Annotated in this window: 16 protein-coding genes and 4 pseudogenes; 11 read left to right on the top strand and 9 right to left on the bottom strand. The window is 58.8% G+C overall.

Annotated elements, in window-relative coordinates; genetic code table 11:
• Positions 1-269 precede the first annotated feature (269 nt).
• The 5 genes and pseudogenes from RX328_RS10390 (at position 270) to RX328_RS10375 (ending at position 4914) form a co-directional block, all read left to right on the top strand.
• Positions 270-1612: pseudogene (locus RX328_RS10390) on the top strand (IS1182 family transposase).
• Positions 1613-1790: 178 nt separating this feature from the next.
• Entirely contained in the window at positions 1791-2087 is a 297-nt protein-coding gene (locus RX328_RS10385; RefSeq protein WP_213257538.1) for a hypothetical protein, read from the top strand.
• A gap of 84 nt (positions 2088-2171) precedes the next feature.
• Positions 2172-2915, top strand: coding sequence for a hypothetical protein (locus RX328_RS10380; RefSeq protein ID WP_213257540.1), 744 nt, complete (start codon positions 2172-2174; stop codon positions 2913-2915).
• A gap of 490 nt (positions 2916-3405) precedes the next feature.
• Positions 3406-3966, top strand: coding sequence for an SET domain-containing protein-lysine N-methyltransferase (locus tag RX328_RS43425; RefSeq protein ID WP_410734041.1), 561 nt, complete (start codon positions 3406-3408; stop codon positions 3964-3966).
• A 72-nt stretch (positions 3967-4038) separates the two neighbouring features.
• Positions 4039-4914 carry a DUF2156 domain-containing protein gene (locus RX328_RS10375; RefSeq protein ID WP_213257544.1) on the top strand — a complete coding sequence of 292 codons (876 nt, stop codon included), beginning with the start codon at positions 4039-4041 and terminating at the stop codon, positions 4912-4914.
• A 167-nt stretch (positions 4915-5081) separates the two neighbouring features.
• Here RX328_RS10375 and RX328_RS10370 read toward each other — a convergent pair.
• The 7 genes and pseudogenes from RX328_RS10370 to RX328_RS10340 form a co-directional block, all read right to left on the bottom strand.
• Positions 5082-6122 (bottom strand): annotated as a pseudogene (locus tag RX328_RS10370) (IS701 family transposase); the annotation flags it as partial.
• 208 nt (positions 6123-6330) lie between these two features.
• Positions 6331-6654: a hypothetical protein gene (locus RX328_RS10365; RefSeq protein WP_213257451.1), complete on the bottom strand. Its 324-nt coding sequence runs from the start codon at positions 6652-6654 to the stop codon at positions 6331-6333.
• Positions 6655-6671: 17 nt separating this feature from the next.
• Positions 6672-7523, bottom strand: a complete 852-nt coding sequence (locus RX328_RS10360) for a carbohydrate ABC transporter permease (protein WP_213257453.1) — start codon at positions 7521-7523, stop codon at positions 6672-6674.
• A complete protein-coding gene (locus RX328_RS10355) occupies positions 7520-8494 on the bottom strand; it encodes a carbohydrate ABC transporter permease (protein ID WP_213257455.1) in 975 nt (324 codons plus the stop codon). The genes RX328_RS10360 and RX328_RS10355 overlap by 4 nt, the downstream gene beginning before the upstream one ends.
• Positions 8491-9669, bottom strand: coding sequence for an ABC transporter ATP-binding protein (locus RX328_RS10350; protein ID WP_213257463.1), 1179 nt, complete (start codon positions 9667-9669; stop codon positions 8491-8493). The genes RX328_RS10355 and RX328_RS10350 overlap by 4 nt, the downstream gene beginning before the upstream one ends.
• A 60-nt stretch (positions 9670-9729) precedes the next feature.
• Positions 9730-9900, bottom strand: coding sequence for a hypothetical protein (locus RX328_RS10345; protein ID WP_213257456.1), 171 nt, complete (start codon positions 9898-9900; stop codon positions 9730-9732).
• Positions 9901-9917: 17 nt separating this feature from the next.
• Positions 9918-10163, bottom strand: a complete 246-nt coding sequence (locus RX328_RS10340) for a hypothetical protein (RefSeq protein ID WP_213257458.1) — start codon at positions 10161-10163, stop codon at positions 9918-9920.
• 661 nt (positions 10164-10824) lie between these two features.
• On the opposite strand from RX328_RS10340, the gene RX328_RS10335 reads away from it, so the two are divergent.
• The 5 genes and pseudogenes from RX328_RS10335 (at position 10825) to RX328_RS43420 (ending at position 15929) form a co-directional block, all read left to right on the top strand.
• Positions 10825-11970 (top strand): pyridoxal phosphate-dependent aminotransferase, encoded by a 1146-nt coding sequence (locus tag RX328_RS10335; protein ID WP_317258680.1) that lies wholly within the window; start codon positions 10825-10827, stop codon positions 11968-11970.
• Between the two features lie 10 nt (positions 11971-11980).
• Positions 11981-12853: an isocitrate lyase/phosphoenolpyruvate mutase family protein gene (locus RX328_RS10330; protein WP_213257619.1), complete on the top strand. Its 873-nt coding sequence runs from the start codon at positions 11981-11983 to the stop codon at positions 12851-12853.
• Positions 12854-13152: 299 nt separating this feature from the next.
• Positions 13153-13257: pseudogene (locus tag RX328_RS10325) on the top strand (hypothetical protein); the annotation flags it as partial.
• A 50-nt stretch (positions 13258-13307) separates the two neighbouring features.
• The gene (locus RX328_RS10320) at positions 13308-14669 is read left to right on the top strand and encodes an ISL3 family transposase (RefSeq protein ID WP_317258679.1); all 1362 of its coding nucleotides are present in this window, start codon (positions 13308-13310) and stop codon (positions 14667-14669) included.
• A gap of 352 nt (positions 14670-15021) precedes the next feature.
• Positions 15022-15929 (top strand): annotated as a pseudogene (locus tag RX328_RS43420) (LysR family transcriptional regulator).
• A gap of 200 nt (positions 15930-16129) precedes the next feature.
• On the opposite strand, the gene RX328_RS10305 reads toward RX328_RS43420, so the two are convergent.
• Positions 16130-17461: an IS1182 family transposase gene (locus RX328_RS10305; RefSeq protein ID WP_317258676.1), complete on the bottom strand. Its 1332-nt coding sequence runs from the start codon at positions 17459-17461 to the stop codon at positions 16130-16132.
• Positions 17462-17883: 422 nt separating this feature from the next.
• On the bottom strand, positions 17884-18612 hold the full coding sequence (locus RX328_RS10300; protein WP_213255479.1) for an autoinducer binding domain-containing protein: 729 nt from the start codon (positions 18610-18612) through the stop codon (positions 17884-17886).
• Positions 18613-19501: 889 nt separating this feature from the next.
• On the opposite strand from RX328_RS10300, the gene RX328_RS10295 reads away from it, so the two are divergent.
• Complete coding sequence (locus RX328_RS10295; RefSeq protein ID WP_213255477.1) at positions 19502-19660, top strand: hypothetical protein; 159 nt, start codon at positions 19502-19504, stop codon at positions 19658-19660.
• The last annotated feature ends 111 nt before the right edge of the window (positions 19661-19771 follow it).

Below are 19771 nucleotides of genomic sequence, written 5' to 3'. Positions count from 1 at the left end.
TTAAGTCCAGCATCGTCGGCGCCCCTAGCTTAGCAGCCGTCCAAAGGAGGGCTCGAAGCCAACGCATCGGAATTTGCCCTGATGGGTAAAACGACTATCGCGGCTTGGGCTCGCCGGCCCATTTCTGATAGGAAGTAGAACTGGCAATGCTCGTCGGGTCCAGCCGCTCATAGAGTCTCCCACCCGGAGACAGGCTGGCCAATGCCGCCTAGGAGCCTGTCTGAGTAGTGACTGGTCAAGAGGGTGCGAGTCTGATTCCTTGCGTGGCCATGAGCAAGGAATTTCGCCCCTGGAAGATCGACGAGGTCCAGCTTCTGCCGCCGAGCGTGCAGGACTATGTGCCGCAGGACCACGTTTCGCGGTTGATCGTGTCGCTGGTCAAGGAAAGCCTTGATCTATCGGCGATCCTAGGCAGCTACCGGAGCGGGCTGGGTCAGCCGCCGTTTGATCCGCGGATGATGACGGCGCTGCTTCTGCACGGCTACGCGAGCGGTATCTACTCGTCGCGGCGGATCGCCAGGGCGACGGTGGAGCGGGCGGATTTCATGATGATGGTGGCGGGCGATGCGCCGGACTTCCGCACGATCTCAGAGTTCCGGCGGCGGCATCTGAAGGCGCTGGCCGACCTGTTCGTGCAGGTGTTGAAGCTGGCCGAGAAGGCCGGGTTGGTGAAGCTCGGGCACGTGGCGCTCGACGGCACCAAGATCAAGGCGAACGCGACCAAGCACAAGGCGATGAGCTATGATCGCATGAAGAAGCGGGAAGCGGAGCTTGCAGCGGAGGTCGACCGCTGGCTCAAGGCGGCGGAGGCCGCCGATGCGCAGGAGGATAAGCTCTACGGCGACCAGCGCGGCGACGAGATGCCCGATTGGGTGGCCGACAAGCAGAAGCGGCTTGAGAAGATCCGCGAGGCCAAGGCCGCGCTGGAGGCCGAAGCCAAGGCCGCAGCCGAGGCGGAGCGCAAGGCGCGGGCCGAGGCCGAGGAGCGCCGCATCGCCGAAGGCGGTAAAAAGAACGGCAAGACGTCCGCGCCGCCGAACACGGAGCCCGACGGCAAGGCGCAACGCAATTTCACCGACCCGGAAAGCCGCATCCTGAAGACCAAGGACGGTTAATCCAGGGCTACAACGCCCAGGCCGCGGTCGATGGTGCCCATCAGATCATCGTGGCGCAGACGCTGACCAGTTCCTCCAGCGATCAGGCGCAACTGGCGCCGTTGCTCGACGGGATCAGGGCCAATCTGGGGACCAATCCCGACGAAGTATCGGCCGACGCCGGCTACTGCTCCGACGCCAATCTTCGCACGATCAAACGGCGGCGCATCGAGGGCTACATCGCCACCGGAAGGCAGAAGCACGGCACCAAATCCGCCACCGCGAAAAAGGCTTCAAGAGCCGGCTCGCTGATCGCCAGGATGAGCACCAAGCTCAAGCGCGCCGGCTACCGAAGTCGCTACCGCTTGCGTAAGCAGATCGTCGAACCCGTGTTCGGACAGATCAAACAGGCAAGAGGGTTCAGGCAATTCCTGCTGCGCGGCATCGACAAAGTGAAGCCCGAATGGGCCCTGATTTGCACCGCTCACAACCTCGTCAAGCTGGCGAGGGCCGCATGAGCCGCTATCATTCGGATAAAACCGGCTTCCCGATGCTAACTGGACAGGCTCCTAGGATTCCTAAGCGTTGCCGGCCCCATTGCTGCAAAACGCAGCAAGAGGATCATTCCTAGCCAAGCCTCGCGGCCATCAATCATTCCGCTCACCAAACGTTCTATGCCGCGCGTCGCTTGGTCGAATGTCGCTTCTCAAGCTGAAACAGTTCAAGCGCATCGCAATCCGCAACCAAAAGGGCAAGCCGGAACTCCTGCGACGTAGTCTCATCGCCGCCTCGGCCCTGGCTATGATAAACTATTCACGGGGCAAGTGGATATCTATCTCGGTGCATGCGATGGAAGTGCACTGCTGCAAGCTTGGATGCTTCGATACGGTTCCTCGAAATACCGTGACCCACGCCGCAATCGGCGTAATCTCCGTTGCCTGCGTAGCCGCCCTTCACCCTGCAATGCGGATTTTCCTCCACCAAAATGGGTAGTATCCCGATCGATTTAGAGCGCTATATCAGCATGAAGCAGCATGGCTACGATACAACGCATCACCCCAGTAACAAGGTGTAGCAATGAAGTGCTTAAATCATTCTTTACGCGTCTCTCGCACGCTCCAAATTCACGACAACGTGCTCGCTGAAATCGGCATCAAGTTACGAATCGGATTCGATTTCGACGAGTTCGCCAGACTCGCTTGCACGACTCCAACCAAAGAGCCGATCGAACCAAATTTCAGGCCAGATCTCTCGCCGATCAAACCAGGTGAGGGCTATTGGATAATGGGAGTCGACAAGGAAAACGCTGTGGCGATTTTGGCCGCGCACCGCCTTTACGATCTTTCAGGCACTAATCTTGCAGAACATTTTCAATCTTTAAAAGTGTTCTATGCAGATCCAACCGTACGTGCGGATCGCTATTACCGCTGCGATTGCAGGGCTACAGGCGCAACGACGATAACGGGCAAGGTCGCCTACCACGGGGACTACTGGATCAGAAACGACTTTAGAGGACAGGGATTGTCCGCAATCATAGCAAGAGTGACACACGGCCTGTCTTTTGCGATGTGGGCCCCTGACTTCTTGTGTGCGCTTGTAGAGCGATGGGCACTAGATAAGGGCCTTGTCTTACAATACGCATGTGCTCACCATGAAGGGGACATATCGATACTGGTGGAGGTGGACGGCGAGATCGTGGATTACGATTATTGGCTGATTTGGCGAACAGGAGAGGAGTTGAGGAACGAGTTTGATGGTCACAACAGGAACCCACTCATTTTGAACTCGCCGTTTCCGCCGGCACCACCTAGCGCTACTTAATCCTGGTGGCTAGCTAGTCAGTGGCCTCGCCCGAGTCCGCCATGAAGAGCAAGGGTCAAGCTGCTCGGCATAAGTGCGCAAGGCGAGCGACTCCGTCACTCGGACTTTCCGAGAAAGCCGACCAGCAGCTGCCCTCACCCGACGGACAATAGCGGGGATCATCACTGCGTCCGCGCCGTGATCGTGATGCGGGGGCTTGAGGTCTGACACCCTATTTGTCTTGCGCTCATTGCCAACGATGCTGGTGCCACAGTGGCCACACATCGCAGATGAAAAGGCTCATATCGTCAGCTTTCAAGCAGTAGTGACCGGCCAATGAGTGTTTATCCAGCGGCCGTTAGAGTCTCGGAGTTTTGTAAGCCAAGCGCAGGCGCGCCGTTTGCAACATTGGCTATCAGAGATGATAGTTGCTTGAAAGGGGCCGCGCGATTTAAGTCGCTTCTGTTTTGCCGGTTGATGCTGCGACCACGCGGCGACAGAGGCGACCACCATGCCCTCTAGTAGGAGCAGGGAGATTCAAAGCATGGCTCAGAATGATTACCCTTGCGAGGCGAGTAATTGGCTCTTCGTTGGACCGTCCAAGATCAACGGCTCTGGTCTTTTTTCGAAGAAAACCATATCGAGCGGGGCTGTTGTGGGAAGACTCGGTGGGACCGTTCTAAAAGCGCCCAACAGGAGAACGATCCAGATCGATCGTCACCGGCACCTCTGCAGCGGCCATATTGACTTTGTCAACCATAGTTGTCGACCCAACGCCTACGTCAGAGTCGATTCAGAAACTATCGTTCTGATCGCCCTCAAGCAGATCCGTACTGAGAGCGACGAAATCATGATTGACTACAATTGTTCCGAGTATAGCCTTGCTGAGAGATTCATGTGCCGATGTTGTCCGATTCCAAACCATATTGCTGGATACAGATATTTGATGGAAACCAAACAACATGAGTACTTGAGCCGAATAAACCCGTTTGCGCTATCCCATCTCGTCCAAATGGCAGAGGAAGAATGCTTGTCCAGACCAGAAGTCCATGACAACGGCCATGCGAACTAAAGCCGTGGCTAAGGACAGGAATTGCAGCAGAAGCCGAAGCGTCGGAAAGCGTACTCGCAGGGGCGCCATGCTATGAAAAACATCACGGATGCGATGCAGCCGATATCGATGTCTCAAAAGACGCTCTTCGATCGATATTTCGCGGAGTTTCCGCCCAGATGCTGCGAAATAACCTTTGCGAACGTTTTTTGTTGGAAGGACGTGAAGAATCATAAGGTTTGCGTGTATCGAGATCACCTCTTGGTGTCGTATCAACGCAAGTCGGACTGCGAACTGCAGTTCTTTCCACCGATAGGAGAGCATCCGCAGAAAATAATGCGTGAGCCGCTCCCTGGGCTCAAGACTTACCGATGGGTACGGATCCCGTCTCCGCTTTCTAACTATCTTTCACAAAGCGCGTCGGTATTGTTTGATCGTAATAATAGTGATTATTACTACAGGCTAGACGAGTTGATCGCGATGGAGGGAAAGAGGTTCGAAGTCAAAAGAAATCTCGTTAAGCGTTTTGCTGAACTTAATCCAACCGTGAGGGCGCTGCAGGCGCGCGATGCGAGTGATTGCATTGAACTTCAAGAGAAATGGCTGAGTGAGCAATATGCTGCCGGTGACTCCGGAGAGGAGGAAACCTTCGCTCTCAAGGTTGCTTTCCAGCACTTTGAATCGTTGCCGATTATGGGAGTGATTGTAAAGATAGGACAGAAGCTGGCGGGTTTCGCAATAGGCGAGCGGCTCAACTCTACGATGTTTGTGGAACACCATGAGAAAGCCAAGCGGGAATTCAAAGGCTCCTACGAATACGTTCTTCACGCACTAACAAGGGAGATTGTAGCCGAAGCCACGTTCCTCAATCGAGGACAAGATCTCGGTATTCCAAGTTTGCGTCAAGCGAAGCTTAGCTGGCGTCCAACAGGGCTTGTCGAAAAGTTCAGCCTTTTGGTAACTTCCTGAGACCCTAAAAGGAGGCGAGAGGCTGCCTAGTCTTACTGCGTCATAAATTTCGATAGCTACTTTGACTTGAGATTGCCCCGATGCAACAAGGGCATCGAGATAGTGTAGACACGAGAGCAGCGTTCAGTCTTCTCCGAACGGTCGCAATCGAATTTGGAACGTGTCGTTCAGGCCGCAATGGCGGATCCCCTCGGCCGATAAGTTTCGGGAATTGCAGCTTGCGTGAATAGCTTGGTGGAGGCTGTCTCTGAGGGGGGAATCGTCTCCCGCTCGGAGACCAGAAATCCGTAGGCGGCAATGCACAGCGTTGCATGATGGTGGAAGCCACGCCAGCTTCGTCCCTCAAAGTGGCCAAGGCCGACCTCCTGTTTGAGGTCGTGGTAGTCGCGCTCAATGCGCCAGCGCAGCTTGGCGATATCGACCAGCTGACGGAATCCAATGTTCGCCGGAAGCGTTGACAACCAATATTTGGTCGGAGCTTCCTCGCCCTCTGGCCACTCGATCAACAGCCATTCCTCCGGCCGGCTTTCGGCAAGCCAGTAATCTCGGTGTGCCGGACGGACGCGCACACGGGCAAAACGCGAAGACAACCGTTCTGCCGTACCCTCACGCCACGTGATCTTGTGCCAAGCATGCGCTGGCAGACCGATCGCAAGCTTCTTGGCCGAAATCGGTCGGTGTTTGCTATCACGCCGTAGCAGTTTTGGAGGTCGTCCGTTCCCCGACCACTTCTTCGGCGGACGCGGTCCAGTTCCGAGTGCCCATACTGAGGTTTGTGGCAAGATGCCGGCCACATAGCTCAGGCCCAGTTCGGTAATACTCCCACGCAGAGCGGTGTCGGTGCCATAGCCGGCGTCCATCAGTACCACGCCGCGCGGCAAGCCCACCGCACAGGCCCAACGCAAATGATCAAGTGCAATCGCCGGCTTGGTCTTGAAGGTGATTTCCTTGGGGACTCCAGCTTTGTGCCGGCGTGCGCGATCCGTCACCCACTCCCTTGGTAGATAGAGCCGGTAGGCCACCGGCAAGCTCGCATGATGGTTCGCAAGCGAAAGCGTCACGGCAACCTGACAATTGTCTTGCTTGCCCAACTGACCGCAATATTGCCGCGCAACCCCGACCGAATGCCGCCCCTTCTTAGGAAAGCCCGTATCATCGATGATCCAAGCTTCGATCTCTCCGTGGCGTTCGATGCCCGGCAACGCCAGCACGGAGCAAGCGCTCCTCGCCTGCGAATAACGTTGCGTCAGCTTTCTCAATTGTCATAGCTACACTTCGCTCGGACATGATTAAATTGGAGCCCAGATGGCCAGCCGGCTTTCCGCTCCTCCTGAGCATCTCTCTCGCGTTTCGCGGGTTGAATTTATCGAAAGACGTTCGATATCTCTCGGTTATTCCCGCTGAAGCGACGCTAAATTATCGCTCGAGCGATGCCATCGCGACATTTGCCATCCACTGCGCGCCGATGGGATGAGAAACGTCGGGCACTTGCTTCGTTATACTTTGCCTCAACGTTTGTTGAATGAGGTCGTCGTAGTTGGCGACGGGAGTATCAAGAACGACCTTGATATCTGGGCGCGTATCCATGAAACGCCGCGCGAGCGCCTCATAGAGACCTTTGAGAGAGGCCGGAGCATACGAGACCCGGATCGTTGTCTCGGGGTGCGCAACGGCCTTTAGGATCGGCATTGCCGCTACAGCCGTCGCTGTCGAGAGAAAGATCCTGCGTGAAAGAAGCATCGGTCGACTCCGTTAGCCTATTGTTTGACAGCCCCTCCGGTTAGTCCCTCGACGAACCAACGTTGGGCGGCAAGGAAGGCAACCATGAGCGGGAAGACGACCAGGGTGGATGCGGCCATGAGGGGGCCGTAGTCGTTGCCGGCCTCCTCGTTCTTGAAGGCCATGATGCCGAGCGGCGGCGGCATGAGGGACTGGTCGCGTACCGCGATCAGCGGCCAGAAAAGATCGTTCCAGTGGCCGACCACCGAGAAGATCGAGAACGCGATGACGGCCGGCAGTGCGATCGGCACCATGATCCTCCAGACGATGGCGAGTTCAGAGAGACCGTCGAGGCGCGCGGCATGCACCAAATCGTCGGGAATGGTCTTGAAGAACTGCCGGAACAGGAAGATACCGAACGGCGAGACCACATAGGGGAAAACGAGCGACGCATAGGTGTTGAGGATGCCGAGTTGGTAGCCGAGGATGAAGAGCGGCAGCGAGAGCACCTGATGTGGTAGGAGCAGGCCGATCAGCACCAGGCCGAAGAGCAGGTTGCGTCCGAGAAAACGAAGCTTGGCGAGCGCATAGGCGCAAGGGGCGCAGACGAGGATCTGAAGGCCGAGGATCAGAGCGCATACGATCAGGCCGTTGCCCATGTAGCGCGGCAATGACGCTTCGGTCAACGCCTTGGTATAGTTCTCGACGCCATAGAATTGCGCGGGCCAGAAAGAGAACGACGCGCGGAAGATCTCCCCCGGCGGCTTGATCGACAGCGACACCATCCACACGAAGGGGACGAGAATGAGCGCTCCGGTGACGAGCAGCGCGGCGTGTCGAAGAATGGCGGCGGGCCGCGACAGGTGGTTGGTGGAGGTGGTGGCGCTCATTGGTAATGCACCTTCCTGTCCATGACGCGGGCCTGAACAAGGGTGAGCGTCACGACGATGGCGAGAAAGACGACGGCAACAGCGGCGCCATACCCGGTGCGCAGATACTCAAAGCTCTCCCGATATAGCGTGTAGAGCAGCACTTCGGAGGCGTGGCCGGGCCCGCCTTGGGTAAGCACTTTCACGGTGTCGAAGGACTCGAACGCCCTCAGCGCCACTACGATGACAACGAACATAGAGACCGGCCCGAGCATGGGCAGGGTGACGGTGCGCAGCCGGTCAAGCCAAAGATCCGCACCATCGACATCGGCAGCATCGTAGAGGTCTTGCGGGATGCTCTTCAGGCCGGCCAGGAACAGCACCATGGCATAGCCGAGGTTCTGCCAGACTCCGATGACGGCCAGCACCGGCAGGGCCGTATTCTCGTCGCGCAGCCAGTTGGCGGTCGGCAGGCCGATGGCGGCGAGCGTCTGGTTGACGAGGCCGATCGTGGGATGCAGCAGCGCCTCCCAGGCGATCGCCATGGCCGTGAGCGTCGCCATGAAGGGCAGGAAATGAATGGCGCGGTAGAAGGAGCGGCAGGACTTGCCGCTTTCGATTAGGAGCGCGATCAGAAGACCGAAGACGACAGTGCCGGGTACGACGATCAGAACGTAGACGACGGTGTTGACGACCGAGGCCCTGAAGCCCACGTCAGCGAAGACCTCGCGGAAGTTGGCGAGGCCGACGAAGGAAAGGGAACGCGCCCCGAACTGCCAGTCAGTGAGCGCGATGACGAAGACGCCGATCACCGGCATGAAGAACAGGACGAACAGAAAGAAGACTGCCGGCCCGGCCAGCGTCCAGGCCGCCAGCGTCTCCGTAAAGGCGCGCCTGCGGGCCGGTGAAACAGTGGGAGATCGGAACGTTCGAACGCCGCCCGTCGCGGACGGCTCGTCGGAGCTGCCGCAAAGAGCAAGAGGCTCGCTCATCGGGCGATCTCCCGGATCGGCCTGACCGAAGCCCGGCCGGATTCCACCTCCCGGCGCAAACGCCGCCCGTTACGGGCAAAGAGAAGCACGCGGCCCGGCCAGACGCCGACATGCAAGGTCTGGCCGGGGGCAATATGAGGCGCCCGTTCGGCCAGCAGCCTTGCGATCAACGGATGATCGACACCGGCCAGATCGAGATGGACGAAGAGCTCGGAGCCCATATGCTCGATCATGCGCACGGAACCGGTGAGTGCGCCCTGCCCGCCATGGTCGACGAGATGAAAAGCCTCAGGGCGAATGCCGAGAGTGAGATGCGTGCCGGTGCGTGCATCGGCCTCGATCGTGAGCGTCGATCCGGCCACATCGATCAGGCCGCGGTCGCGAACCACGCCGTCGAGCATGTTGATCTTGGGTGAGCCGATGAATTCGGCGACGCGCCGGTCGTCGGGATCGGCATAAATGTCCTGCGGCGGAGCGACTTGCAACAACTCGCCGTCGAGCATCACCGCTACCCGGTCCGATAGCGTCATGGCCTCGGCCTGGTCATGGGTGACATAGACGAAGGTGACCCCGAGCCGCTGGTGCAGTTCCTTGATCTCGGCGCGCATCTGCACACGCAGCTTGGCGTCGAGGTTGGACAGCGGCTCGTCCATCAGGAAAACAGCCGGATGGCGCACCATCGCCCGGCCGACCGCGACGCGCTGGCGCTGGCCGCCGGAGAGCTGCCCCGGTTTGCGGGCCAGCAGGTGACCGATGCCGAGCGACTTGGCCGTACGGGTGACTTCCACGTCGATCTCGGCAGCGATACGCGCCGTTCCTGGCAGCAGGCGGCCGAGAAGAGGAAGCCTCTGGAAGACCGAGAGCCGGCGCATCCGGAGCGGTAGCGCCATGTTGGATGCGACGGTCATATGGGGATAGAGCGCGTAGGACTGGAACACCATCGCCACGTCCCGCCGCTTTGGCCTGAGGCCGTCCACCGCCCGCTCGCCGATCGAGACCGAACCTGCATCCTGCACCTCGAGGCCTGCCAGGATACGCAGCAGCGTCGACTTCCCACACCCCGATGGCCCCAACAGCGTCAGGAACTCACCATCGGCTATCGACAGCGAAACACCACGCAAGACAGATGTCGGGCCGTAATTCTTTCGGATGCTGTTTTTGCACAGCACGGCAATGAGATCATTTATCTCGTTGGACAAGTAGGTTGATGAATGAGAGCTTGAAAACCAAAATTGCTACAGCCGGATGACGTTGATCGAATAATTCGATACGAAGATTGCAAGATGCGATGACGTGCGGTGCTCCAGGAGTAAGAGCTGTCGCTCAAAGCGGTGAGCACTTTCGTGGAGATCGCTCGCGAACGCTGCGAAGAGCCTCGGCGGCACCCAGAGTTCGGTCAGCCGCATCTTGCGGTCCTGGAAGCCTATCTCGGCGCTCGAAACTGATCGAGTGGCGCGGCCGAAACAGCGAATTGACCGATTTCGGTCTGCGCCTCGCCGAGGGGCGGAAGACGATCCCGTTGGCCGCGCAGCGCATGCGTCGGTGCGACAAGACGGAAACGAACCACATCGTCGTGCAGGCCTCTCTCACAACCGCGCTCGTTAAAACCTTCAGGCATTCTCGTCGAGATGGGAGGAGCCGTGATAGACGTCATCAGCTCAATATCCATGCCTTCCCCTCGACCACGGACAACTTCGACGTGCTGAGCGCGTGCGAGCTTGTGCTGTCGCATCCTTCGGAACCCTTGAGACATCTATGATGAAAAACTGGTCTCGCGAGGGCGAGCCGCAATACGTCGCCGGCGTGGGCTTGCCGCGCTACGATCCATCCTGCTGCTAACCCTTACCTCCCGGCCGGACGCGCTCCCACATGTCTGCGCGCCGTGAACATGAAGGGCTAAATCGTGCTCGGCGCGCTACGACCATAACTACCTCTCGCTTCCGGTCATGATGACCAGCAAATGCTTGCTGGTCGCCTGCGATATTCCCGTCTACGATCTATTGCCCGGGTACTTACCGCCGCGCTGCCGGACAAGTGGCCCCAAGCAGCATGCGTACCCCCCCTATGCGCTCGATCGCAGCCCCAATCTCATCTTGCTCGTGCCTTCTGCCGCCTGATGACGCACGTCTGCAAGAAGGACGTGTTCGGCGATGCGACGTAGATATCGCAAAATTCGATCTTGTCATTCAGAAACACGATAACTGGATTGGTTAGCCCGTGTGAGAGCGAGTAGACGTCCTCAAAATCTTGCTTCGCGCTTCGCTGGGTATTCGATCTTGTCTCTCGTTGCAGAACGGCTGAATGTCGTCCGTCCCTCTGAAACCAAGGCCATGACAGCGCGTGCCGCCGAGCTACGCAATCAGGGCGCCGACGTGATCACACTCAGTCAGGGCGAACCGGATTTCAACACGCCGTCCGCGATCTGCGAAGCCGGCATTCGGGCGATTCTCTACGGGCGAACGAAATACACGGCCGTCGCGGGGATCAAGCCGCTGCGCGAGGCGATCCGCAAGAGCTTCGGCCGCGATCACGGGCTCGATTACGGGATCGACCAGATCACGGTGGGCTGCGGCGCCAAGCAGGTCATCTTCAACGCGCTCTTCGCCAGCCTCGATCCGGACGACGAGGTGGTAATTCCGACGCCGTGCTGGGTCTCCTATCCCGATATGGTAGCGCTCGCCGGCGGCAAGCCGGTTCTCGTCGCCTGCGATGAATTCCATGGTTTCAAGCTGCGCCCCGAGGCGCTGGAGGCGGCGATCACGCCGCGCACCAAGTGGCTGATGCTGAACTCGCCGTGCAATCCGACCGGCGCGGTCTATAGTCGAGGCGAGTTGCTGACGCTAGCAGCGGTGCTACGCCGCCATGCCCATGTCCATGTGCTGTCCGACGACATCTATGAAAAGCTCACCTATAACGCCGACTTCGCTACCATGGCCGCGGTCGCGCCAGACCTCTACGAGCGCACCCTGACGGTGAACGGCGTGTCCAAAGCCGACGCAATGACCGGCTGGCGCGTCGGTTATGGCGCGGGGCCTCTGCCGCTGATCAAGGCGATGAACCTCATCCAGGGCCAGACCTCCTCGCACACCAGCTCGATTTCGCAATATGCCGCCATCGAGGCGCTAACCGGCGGCCGACAACATATCGAGGAATTCGCGAGCGCCTTTCTGCAGCGCCGCGATTTCGTTGTCGCCAGGCTGAACCAGGCCGAGGGACTTACGTGCCGGGTGCCGGACGGCGCCTTCTACGTTTTCCCCTCCTGCGCGGGTGTTATCGGCAAGCGCACGCCGGATGGCAAGGTCATCGAAACCGACACCGATTTTGCGATGTATCTGCTCGAGGCTTTCGCCGTGGCCGTCGTGCCCGGCAGCGGCTTCATGGCCTCGCCCTATATCCGCATTTCCTATGCCTCGTCGCTCGAGGACCTCACCCGCGCCTGCGACCGCATCATAGCGGCCTGCGCCGCCCTGTCCTGAAAGGTCTCCGATGTCCGCTGCCAAACGCCTCCGCGCGCGCATGGCCGAGACCGGCCTCGTCCACATCATGGCCGCCCATAGCCCGCTTTCGGCGATCCTCGCAGAAGAAGCCGGATTCGATGGCCTGTGGGCCTCAGGATTTGAGCTGTCGGCGCTTTACGGCCTTGCGGACATGAGCCTGATCTCGATGACACAGCATCTCGACATGCTGCGGGCGATCGCCGGACGCACGACGCTGCCGATCATTGCCGATATCGATACGGGCTACGGCAATGCGATCAATGTGATCCATGCCGTCAGAGAATACGAGCGAGCCGGCGCGAGCGCCGTTGTCATCGAGGATAAGACCTTTCCTAAGGTAACGAGCCTTGTTGCGGGCGGACGCCAGGAGCTGCTGCGCATTGAGGAGTTTCAGGGCAAGGTCGAAGCCGCCGGTGCGACAAAACGGGACCCAGATTTTCTCGTCATCGCCCGCACCGAGGCCCTGATCGCAGGCCTCGGCGAAGCGGAAGCCCTGCGTCGGGCGCAAGCCTATGTGGAGGCTGGCGCCGACATGATCCTGATCCATTCGAAAAAGAAGGATCCTTTCGAGATTGAAAGCTTTTCGCGCGCCTGGACCGGATCGGTGCCGCTGGTGATCGTGCCGAACGCATACCCGGATCTCGACGCCAAACAGGTCAAGGCGCTTAGCAACATCCGCATGATGATCTACGGCAACTACGGCATCCGCGCTGCTGCAAGTGCTATCCAAGAGACCTTCCGCCGGATCATCGCAGACGGTGGCGTCCAGAACGTCCACAAGGACATTCTTCCGGTGGAGGAGATTTTCAGACTTCAGAAGATGGACGAGGTTAAGGCAGCTGAAGCTCGCTTCCTTTGCTGAACGCACCATTCCGTCCCCGCCGTGATTGTCGAGATTTCAACACGTTAAGCAGGGTCTGAGCTCCGCTCAGGCGCTATGCCTGCGCGCTGTCGATCGGAACACTCGAGTTAACGGGTTTTTCTCCTCCGGAAAGGGTTCTTCCGCACATTTGGTGCAGGGTGTAGGATTCACGGACAGTTCAAATAAGGGCATAAGGTAAGAATCGCAGTCGACGCTCGTGATTCGCCTTGCTCCAAGCCTTCCGCTCACTGGTTTCCCCCGAGCTTTCGATTGTCAAAATCTCTCCCCAGACCGACAGGGTGGTGCTCGTGGCTCGGCCGAAGTCAGCGGTCTCGCTCTGTCCCTGTTGCGGCTGCCAGACGGGTCGCGTCCACAGCCATTACGTGCGACGCTTAGCCGATCTGCCGTGGCAGGGTCAGGTTGTCGAAATCCGGCTTCACGCGCGACGGTTTCGATGCGCGAATCCGCAATGCCCGCGTCGGATATTCACGAGCGGCTACCGGCAACGGTGCGGCCGAAAGCAAGACGCACAACCCGCCTCGGCGAGAGCCAACTGGCGATCGGCTTTGCGGTCGGAGGTGAGCCCGGCTCGCGCCTGTCGCGCAAACTGGCCATGCCGGTCAGCGGCGACACCTTGCTCCGAATGATTCACTCGGCTCCCTTGCCGGATTTCGTTGCCCCGACCGTCGTCGGCATCGACGATTGGGCTTGGCGTCGTGGCCAGCGATATGGAACGATCATCTGCGATCTGGAGCGCAATTGCGTGCTTGATCTGCTTCCCGATCGTAACGCCGACAGTGTTGCGCGCTGGCTGAAGCGCTGGCCGGGGATCAAGGTCGTCGCCCGCGATCGTGCGGGACTTTATGCTGATGGCGCACGCTGCGGCGTCCCCGACGCGGTGCAGGTGGCGGACCGCTGGCACCTGCTCAATAGTCTGGGTGAGGCCTTGCGCCACGCGGTCGGCCGCCATCGTCACAACGTAGCCGCCGCCGTGCAAATCATGGCGTCCGCGCAACGAGCGAAGACCGGCAGTTCCGCGCCGCCGCCCGGCCTTGCACAGTTGCGGGCGGATCGAAAGGCTGCGCGACGCGAACGCTGGGATGAAATCTGTCGCCTACGCCAGCAAGGTTGCCCGACATCCAGGATCGCCCAACTGCTCGGCGTCGACAGGCGCACTGTTCAGCGCTGGCTGGCCGCTGGCGGCGAACCGGAGCATTCGCGTCCTCACCGACCTTCACATCTTCTCGCGCCCTTCCAGGCATGGCTCGAAGCGCGGTGGGCCTCCGGTTGCCAGGTGGGCCAGCAGCTTTGGCGGGAGCTTCAGCAACAGGGTTATACTGGAAGTCGGGTGACCATCGCGCGATGGGCCGCTGACAGGCGTGCACATGCAGACGCGGGAGGAGCAGCACAACCACACCTGACATGGAAAGCTCCCACGCGTCGTCGCTGTGCTTGGTACTTGAGCCAGGATCCGGATCAGATCGATGCTGAAGCCAGGCTGTTCCTCGGCCATCTATTTGCGCAAGCTCCGGAACTCGCGACGGTCGCCGATCTGGCGAAGCGGTTTGTGTCCCTTCTTAGTGGTAGCGACATCGCCGAGCTCGATGAATGGATCACACAAGCAGGCAACAGCGAGCTCAAGAGCTTCGCCAACGGCATCGCGCGCGACATCGATGCGGTCCGAGCGGCAATAACGACCTCCTGGACAACCAGTCCGGTCGAAGGCCAGATCAGCAGGATCAAAGCCATCAAACGACAAATGTATGGCCGGGCAAGCTACCCGTTATTGTGTCGACGCGTCCTTCTGGCTGCTTGAGAGCGACCGGGCAACCTATCCAACCCCGATCGCTCATGCTGCACCAAATATGCGGAAGAACCCCGGAAAGTCGCGTGGTGTCCGACTGCGAGAAGAGCGATCGAGCGATCGTGGCAACCACTGCCACGGCTCGCTTAAGATACGCGCAAGGAGAACGCGACCGAGATCAACTCACTATAAAGGCGATCGCGCCGACCGTATCGGCTTCGGCCGGACGTGGTTTTTGCGCGCGATATACCGTTGATAAGCAGTAATCCGGCTATCAACATGAAATAATGTGATGGAACATTCATTTTTGGCAATGGCCTGCCGTGAAAACTGGCGGACATTCCAGAAGTTGCCGGAATAGAAGATGGCCATCGAAGACAATGAAGTGCCACTCAACGCGATCCGGGTGTTCGTGACGATCGCGCGAGAAGGAAGCGTAACGCGCGCGGCTAGCGCATTGGGAATGACACAGAGCTCGGTCAGCCGCTATCTGGCCGTGCTGCAAGACTATCTGGGCACAGACCTCATGGAACGACGCGGTAGGCGGAGCGAATTGACGGAATTCGGAAGGCTTTTGCGAACACGGTCGCCGAACCGCTAGATACGGTGTGTTTCACCGCTAAAAGAATGTGCCGGCGGAACCGTCCGGACGCTAATCGGCTTGTTGTCCGCACGTCGCTCTCGACCTTCGCTTACTCCTTTCTGATTCCGAATCTCCAGGCATTTTCCGCTGAAATGGGTGGCGTAATTGTGGATGTGATTAGTTCACTGTCTCCACCAACATCTTCCGACGATTTCGACATCCTGATTACCCGCGATCTTTCCGTCATCGAACCGGCTGACAATTGGGAGATCTACAACGAGCAACTCGTCTGTGTGGGCTCTCCAAATCACGTGCATAGCAAAAGCCTCTCGGTCGTTCGCTCAATGCCAGTTCTGAACATCACATCCCGGCCCGACATACTGCCCACGTGGTTGCGGGCGATGAACCTGACCTCTAAAGACATAAGGTCGGGGGCGCGATATGATCACAATTATCTTGCTCTGCCGGCGGTCATGACGGGAAAATGCCTTCTGATAACGCCCGAAATTATTGTCGGCGATCTGGTGCGCGGGGGCGTTCTACAGGTGATACCAGGGTCACGTACTCCCAGCGGCATGCAATATCGGGCCTATTCGGTCGACCGCAGTGACAATCCCGAAATCGCTCGTGCTTTTTGCCGGTGGCTAGTCCGCCTTTGTAAAAAGGCCGCCCTTCCGGAAGCCGCTTAATGCGCATGAGACTATCGCGGCACCTCTAAAACGACATTGCACGGGCCAGTTTTGAAAGAGAGGTCTTGAGATTCTGCGCCGGAGGAATACCGCTACTTAGGTACGCGGTGTATTGCGGTAGCCGCATCAAGCTATTGGTTGAATCCTAGGAGCCTGTCCAGTTAGCATCGGGAAGCCGGTTTTATCCGAATGATAGCGGCTCATGCGGCCCTCGCCAGCTTGACGAGGTTGTGAGCGGTGCAAATCAGGGCCCATTCGGGCTTCACTTTGTCGATGCCGCGCAGCAGGAATTGCCTGAACCCTCTTGCCTGTTTGATCTGTCCGAACACGGGTTCGACGATCTGCTTACGCAAGCGGTAGCGACTTCGGTAGCCGGCGCGCTTGAGCTTGGTGCTCATCCTGGCGATCAGCGAGCCGGCTCTTGAAGGCTTTTCCGCGGTGGCGGATTTGGTGCCGTGCTTCTGCCTTCCGGTGGCGATGTAGCCCTCGATGCGCCGCCGTTTGATCGTGCGAAGATTGGCGGCGGAGCAGTAGCCGGCGTCGGCCGATACTTCGTCGGGATTGGTCCCCAGATTGGCCCTGATCCCGTCGAGCAACGGCGCCAGTTGCGCCTGATCGCTCGAGGAACTGGTCAGCGTCTGCGCCACGATGATCTGATGGGCACCATCGACCGCGGCCTGGGCGTTGTAGCCCTGGATGTAACCGTCCTTGGTCTTCAGGATGCGGCTTTCCGGGTCGGTGAAATTGCGTTGTGCCTTGCCGTCGGGCTCCGTTTTCGTCGGCGTCTTGCCGCTCTTCTTGCCGCCTTCGGCGACGCGACGCTCCTCGGCCCGCGCCTTGCGTTCCACCTCGGCTGCGGCCTTGGCTTCGGCCTCCAGCGCGGCCTTGGCCTCGCGGATCTTCTCAAGCCGCTTCTGCTTGTCGGCCACCCAATCGGGCATCTCGTCGCCGCGCTGGTCGCCGTAGAGCTTATCCTCCTGCGCATCGGCGGCCTCCGCCGCCTTGAGCCAGCGGTCGACCTCCGCTGCAAGCTCCGCTTCCCGCTTCTTCATGCGATCATAGCTCATCGCCTTGTGCTTGGACGCGTTCGCCTTGATCTTGGTGCCGTCGAGCGCCACGTGCCCGAGCTTCACCAACCTGGCCTTCTCGGCCAGCTTCAACACCTGCACGAACAGGTCGGCCAGCGCCTTCAGGTGCCGCCGCCGGAACTCTGAGATCGTGCGGAAGTCCGGCGCATCGCCGGCCACGATCATCATGAAATCCGCCCGCTCCACCGCCGCCCTGGCGATCCGCCGCGACGAGTAGATGCCGCTCGCATAGCCGTGTAGAAGCAGCGCCGTCATCATCCGAGGATCGAACGGCGGCTGCCCCAGCCCGCTTCGGTAGCTGCCTAGGATCGCCGATAGATCAAGGCTTTCCCTGACCAGCGACACGATCAGCCGCGAAACGTGGTCCCTCGGCACATAATCCTGCACGCTCGGCGGCAGAAGCTGGACCTCGTCGATCTTCCAGGGGCGAAATTCCTTGCTCATGGCCACGCAAGGAATCAGACTCGCACCCTCTTGACCAGTCACTACTCAGACAGGCTCCTAGCTGGCTGTGACGAAGAGAAGTTTTCGTTCGATCCCGTTTCAGTGACAAGGAACCATCTTTGGTGTCTTTCAAGCCTTGTCGAGGCCCGACCATTCCCTTGCTTATTTCTATTAATGACGCCCTCTCGTCAGAGAGCATTCATGGCTGATGTTCAAGCATCATGGTGGCTAGAAGCGAACAAGGACCATGCACGGTCAGCTGTTCCACCGATAACCCGTTCGCGTCGGGAACCACGAGCGTGCGCGATCCATGTAGATACTCAACACCCAGATCGACCGATGGCACAGGGCTGTAGATCAGGTTGGCGCGACGAGCGCAAGGTCTCCTGCGCATCTCGCGCGAAATCAGAGGGTGTGGATGATTAGGACAACAAACCGCGTCGCAAGGCCTCGGCGACGCATTGGGCAATAGATGCTGCACCGAGCTTGCGGCGAGCGTTCTCAAGATGAAACACGACAGTGCGCGGCGCAATCTGGACCAGCACCGCGATATCCGCGACAGTTTTTCCCTGCGCGATCCATGCAAGGCATTGGCGCTCGCGCTGAGTGAGTTCACTTGCCGCAAGTTTACCGGTAGAGGGTATCTCAAGTTTGGCGCCGACATGACTATGAAAATACAAGCCGACGAGTTGTACGAGATCCTTCCAGTCGGCCACGAGCCGCTCCGGGTGAACGTCGCGGTCGCCCGTCGCCAGCGTAAATGCGGCCATCCGCCCGAATCCGCCTCTGATCGGCACAGTGATGCCTGATCTAATCCCGAAGGTCGTCGCTTCATCAAAGAACCGGCGCTGCTCGCGATTTCCGGCCAGGGCTGACGCCTCGCCTCCCCAGCTGAACAGCGCGTGCTCGGCACGCGCGCGGCGCACCACAGGATCGAGCTGCTGATACCCAAGCTGGAAGTACCGGCTGGTCCAGGATTTTGGATAGGACGAGATCAACATCGGCGTCTCGCCGGTCAGGCGCAGGTAGGCAAATCGCTGAAAGCCCAGCCTCTGTGTTAGCCGCGTTGCGACACGCTCGAATTCATCCGCGTTGGTTGCGGTTTGGATAGCATCGATGAATTCCTGGAAGATGCTTTCGAGCGGGCTCATTCCGGCTCTACCATTTGAACATAATCGCCGTACTTCCCAATGACCTCGCCGCGCATTTGGCGAAGGATCCATCCGGCCTCGTAGGTCACACGAGCTCCCGCAGATAAAGACACGCCCACGAGGGCGCGCAGCCGAGCTGGAGGAGCACAGGAAGACCCTCCGCCAACGCACTTAGTTCGAAATGCCATGCCCCTGATCCTAGGCGGAACTCGTTTGTGCCGCCCCAGTATCGTTGGGAAGCAATAAGCCGGTGACAGAGATCAATTAATGCGATGGACCGTTCTGATTTGGCGATGGATTTGTGCGAACGGCTCTGCAGGTCGTTGAGTGCCACGTAGTGGCCATTACCTGATTAAGACGCGCGAAATCTTAGCGCCCGATTCGATATCGGCCGAGCCCGAAGCCGAAGGAATATGTCTGTACACAACGTACGGAAGGCGTCTTTATTCCGTCGCTGTATTCGTGACGCTTCACTTTTGTCCGAAGCGTACGAACGATTTGATCTGCTTCCTCCGGCGGCATTGTCCCTATTCTTAATCTGCGCTAAGGGGAAACAAGCCAAGGATGGAAACGCTGACATACGATTCCGCCGGATTTGCCTAACCTATCAAGAGCGCTCGGTGCAGTAGCTCTGCAGAGAGTCAGAAGGTGGTCAGCCGTGGGAGATCAGATCCATCAATGTGGTCTGGAGGAACTTCGCCAATTCCGGACCAATGTACTTGGCATCACTGGGCGACAGTGGACGATCCTGATGGCCTTTGGCGGACTTGGACAGGAAACGGTGTTCAAGTTAATCTATTGATGCACGTCGACCTCTTCATTCGTCACGGACCAATCAAAGCTGGTAGAGAAAAAGGCCAAGCCCTCCACAAGCGATGCTCGCGTACAGATGTCGCTGACGGACAAGACTTACAAGCATCTCGCGAGCCTGGCAGCACAACAGGAAGCACTCGATGAGTTCGTTTTTGGTGAATTCGGTGTTCGCGAACTGACCGAGTTCGCTAGCAGGCTCACTGCACTCGGGCATCGCCTACAGAAGCTCGCTTGAAAGTCGTTCCGGATTTCTGAGGACCAAAACGCAATCCCCAGAAATGGCGCGCTGTCTTGGTCGCGTTAACTCCGAGACACAATGCAGTTAAGGTAAAGGGTGTGCATGTCC

The organism is Bradyrhizobium sp. sBnM-33 (genome assembly GCF_032917945.1).
GTDB lineage: Bacteria > Pseudomonadota > Alphaproteobacteria > Rhizobiales > Xanthobacteraceae > Bradyrhizobium.
This window is presented reverse-complemented; position numbering and strand designations above follow the sequence as displayed.

Coding starts and splice junctions, on each gene's coding strand:
- RX328_RS10375 (WP_213257544.1), top strand. CDS start 4,039: ATGAAAAACATCACGGATGCGATGCAGCCGATATCGATGTCTCAAAAG.
- RX328_RS10380 (WP_213257540.1), top strand. CDS start 2,172: ATGAAGTGCTTAAATCATTCTTTACGCGTCTCTCGCACGCTCCAAATT.
- RX328_RS10305 (WP_317258676.1), bottom strand. CDS start 17,461: ATGAGCAAGGAATTTCGCCCCTGGAAGATCGACGAGGTCCAGCTTCTG.
- RX328_RS10330 (WP_213257619.1), top strand. CDS start 11,981: ATGTCCGCTGCCAAACGCCTCCGCGCGCGCATGGCCGAGACCGGCCTC.
- RX328_RS43425 (WP_410734041.1), top strand. CDS start 3,406: ATGCCCTCTAGTAGGAGCAGGGAGATTCAAAGCATGGCTCAGAATGAT.
- RX328_RS10365 (WP_213257451.1), bottom strand. CDS start 6,654: ATGCTTCTTTCACGCAGGATCTTTCTCTCGACAGCGACGGCTGTAGCG.
- RX328_RS10320 (WP_317258679.1), top strand. CDS start 13,308: ATGCGCGAATCCGCAATGCCCGCGTCGGATATTCACGAGCGGCTACCG.
- RX328_RS10300 (WP_213255479.1), bottom strand. CDS start 18,612: ATGAGCCCGCTCGAAAGCATCTTCCAGGAATTCATCGATGCTATCCAA.
- RX328_RS10340 (WP_213257458.1), bottom strand. CDS start 10,163: ATGGATATTGAGCTGATGACGTCTATCACGGCTCCTCCCATCTCGACG.
- RX328_RS10335 (WP_317258680.1), top strand. CDS start 10,825: ATGACAGCGCGTGCCGCCGAGCTACGCAATCAGGGCGCCGACGTGATC.
- RX328_RS10360 (WP_213257453.1), bottom strand. CDS start 7,523: ATGAGCGCCACCACCTCCACCAACCACCTGTCGCGGCCCGCCGCCATT.
- RX328_RS10385 (WP_213257538.1), top strand. CDS start 1,791: ATGTCGCTTCTCAAGCTGAAACAGTTCAAGCGCATCGCAATCCGCAAC.
- RX328_RS10295 (WP_213255477.1), top strand. CDS start 19,502: ATGTCGCTGACGGACAAGACTTACAAGCATCTCGCGAGCCTGGCAGCA.
- RX328_RS10355 (WP_213257455.1), bottom strand. CDS start 8,494: ATGAGCGAGCCTCTTGCTCTTTGCGGCAGCTCCGACGAGCCGTCCGCG.
- RX328_RS10345 (WP_213257456.1), bottom strand. CDS start 9,900: ATGCGGCTGACCGAACTCTGGGTGCCGCCGAGGCTCTTCGCAGCGTTC.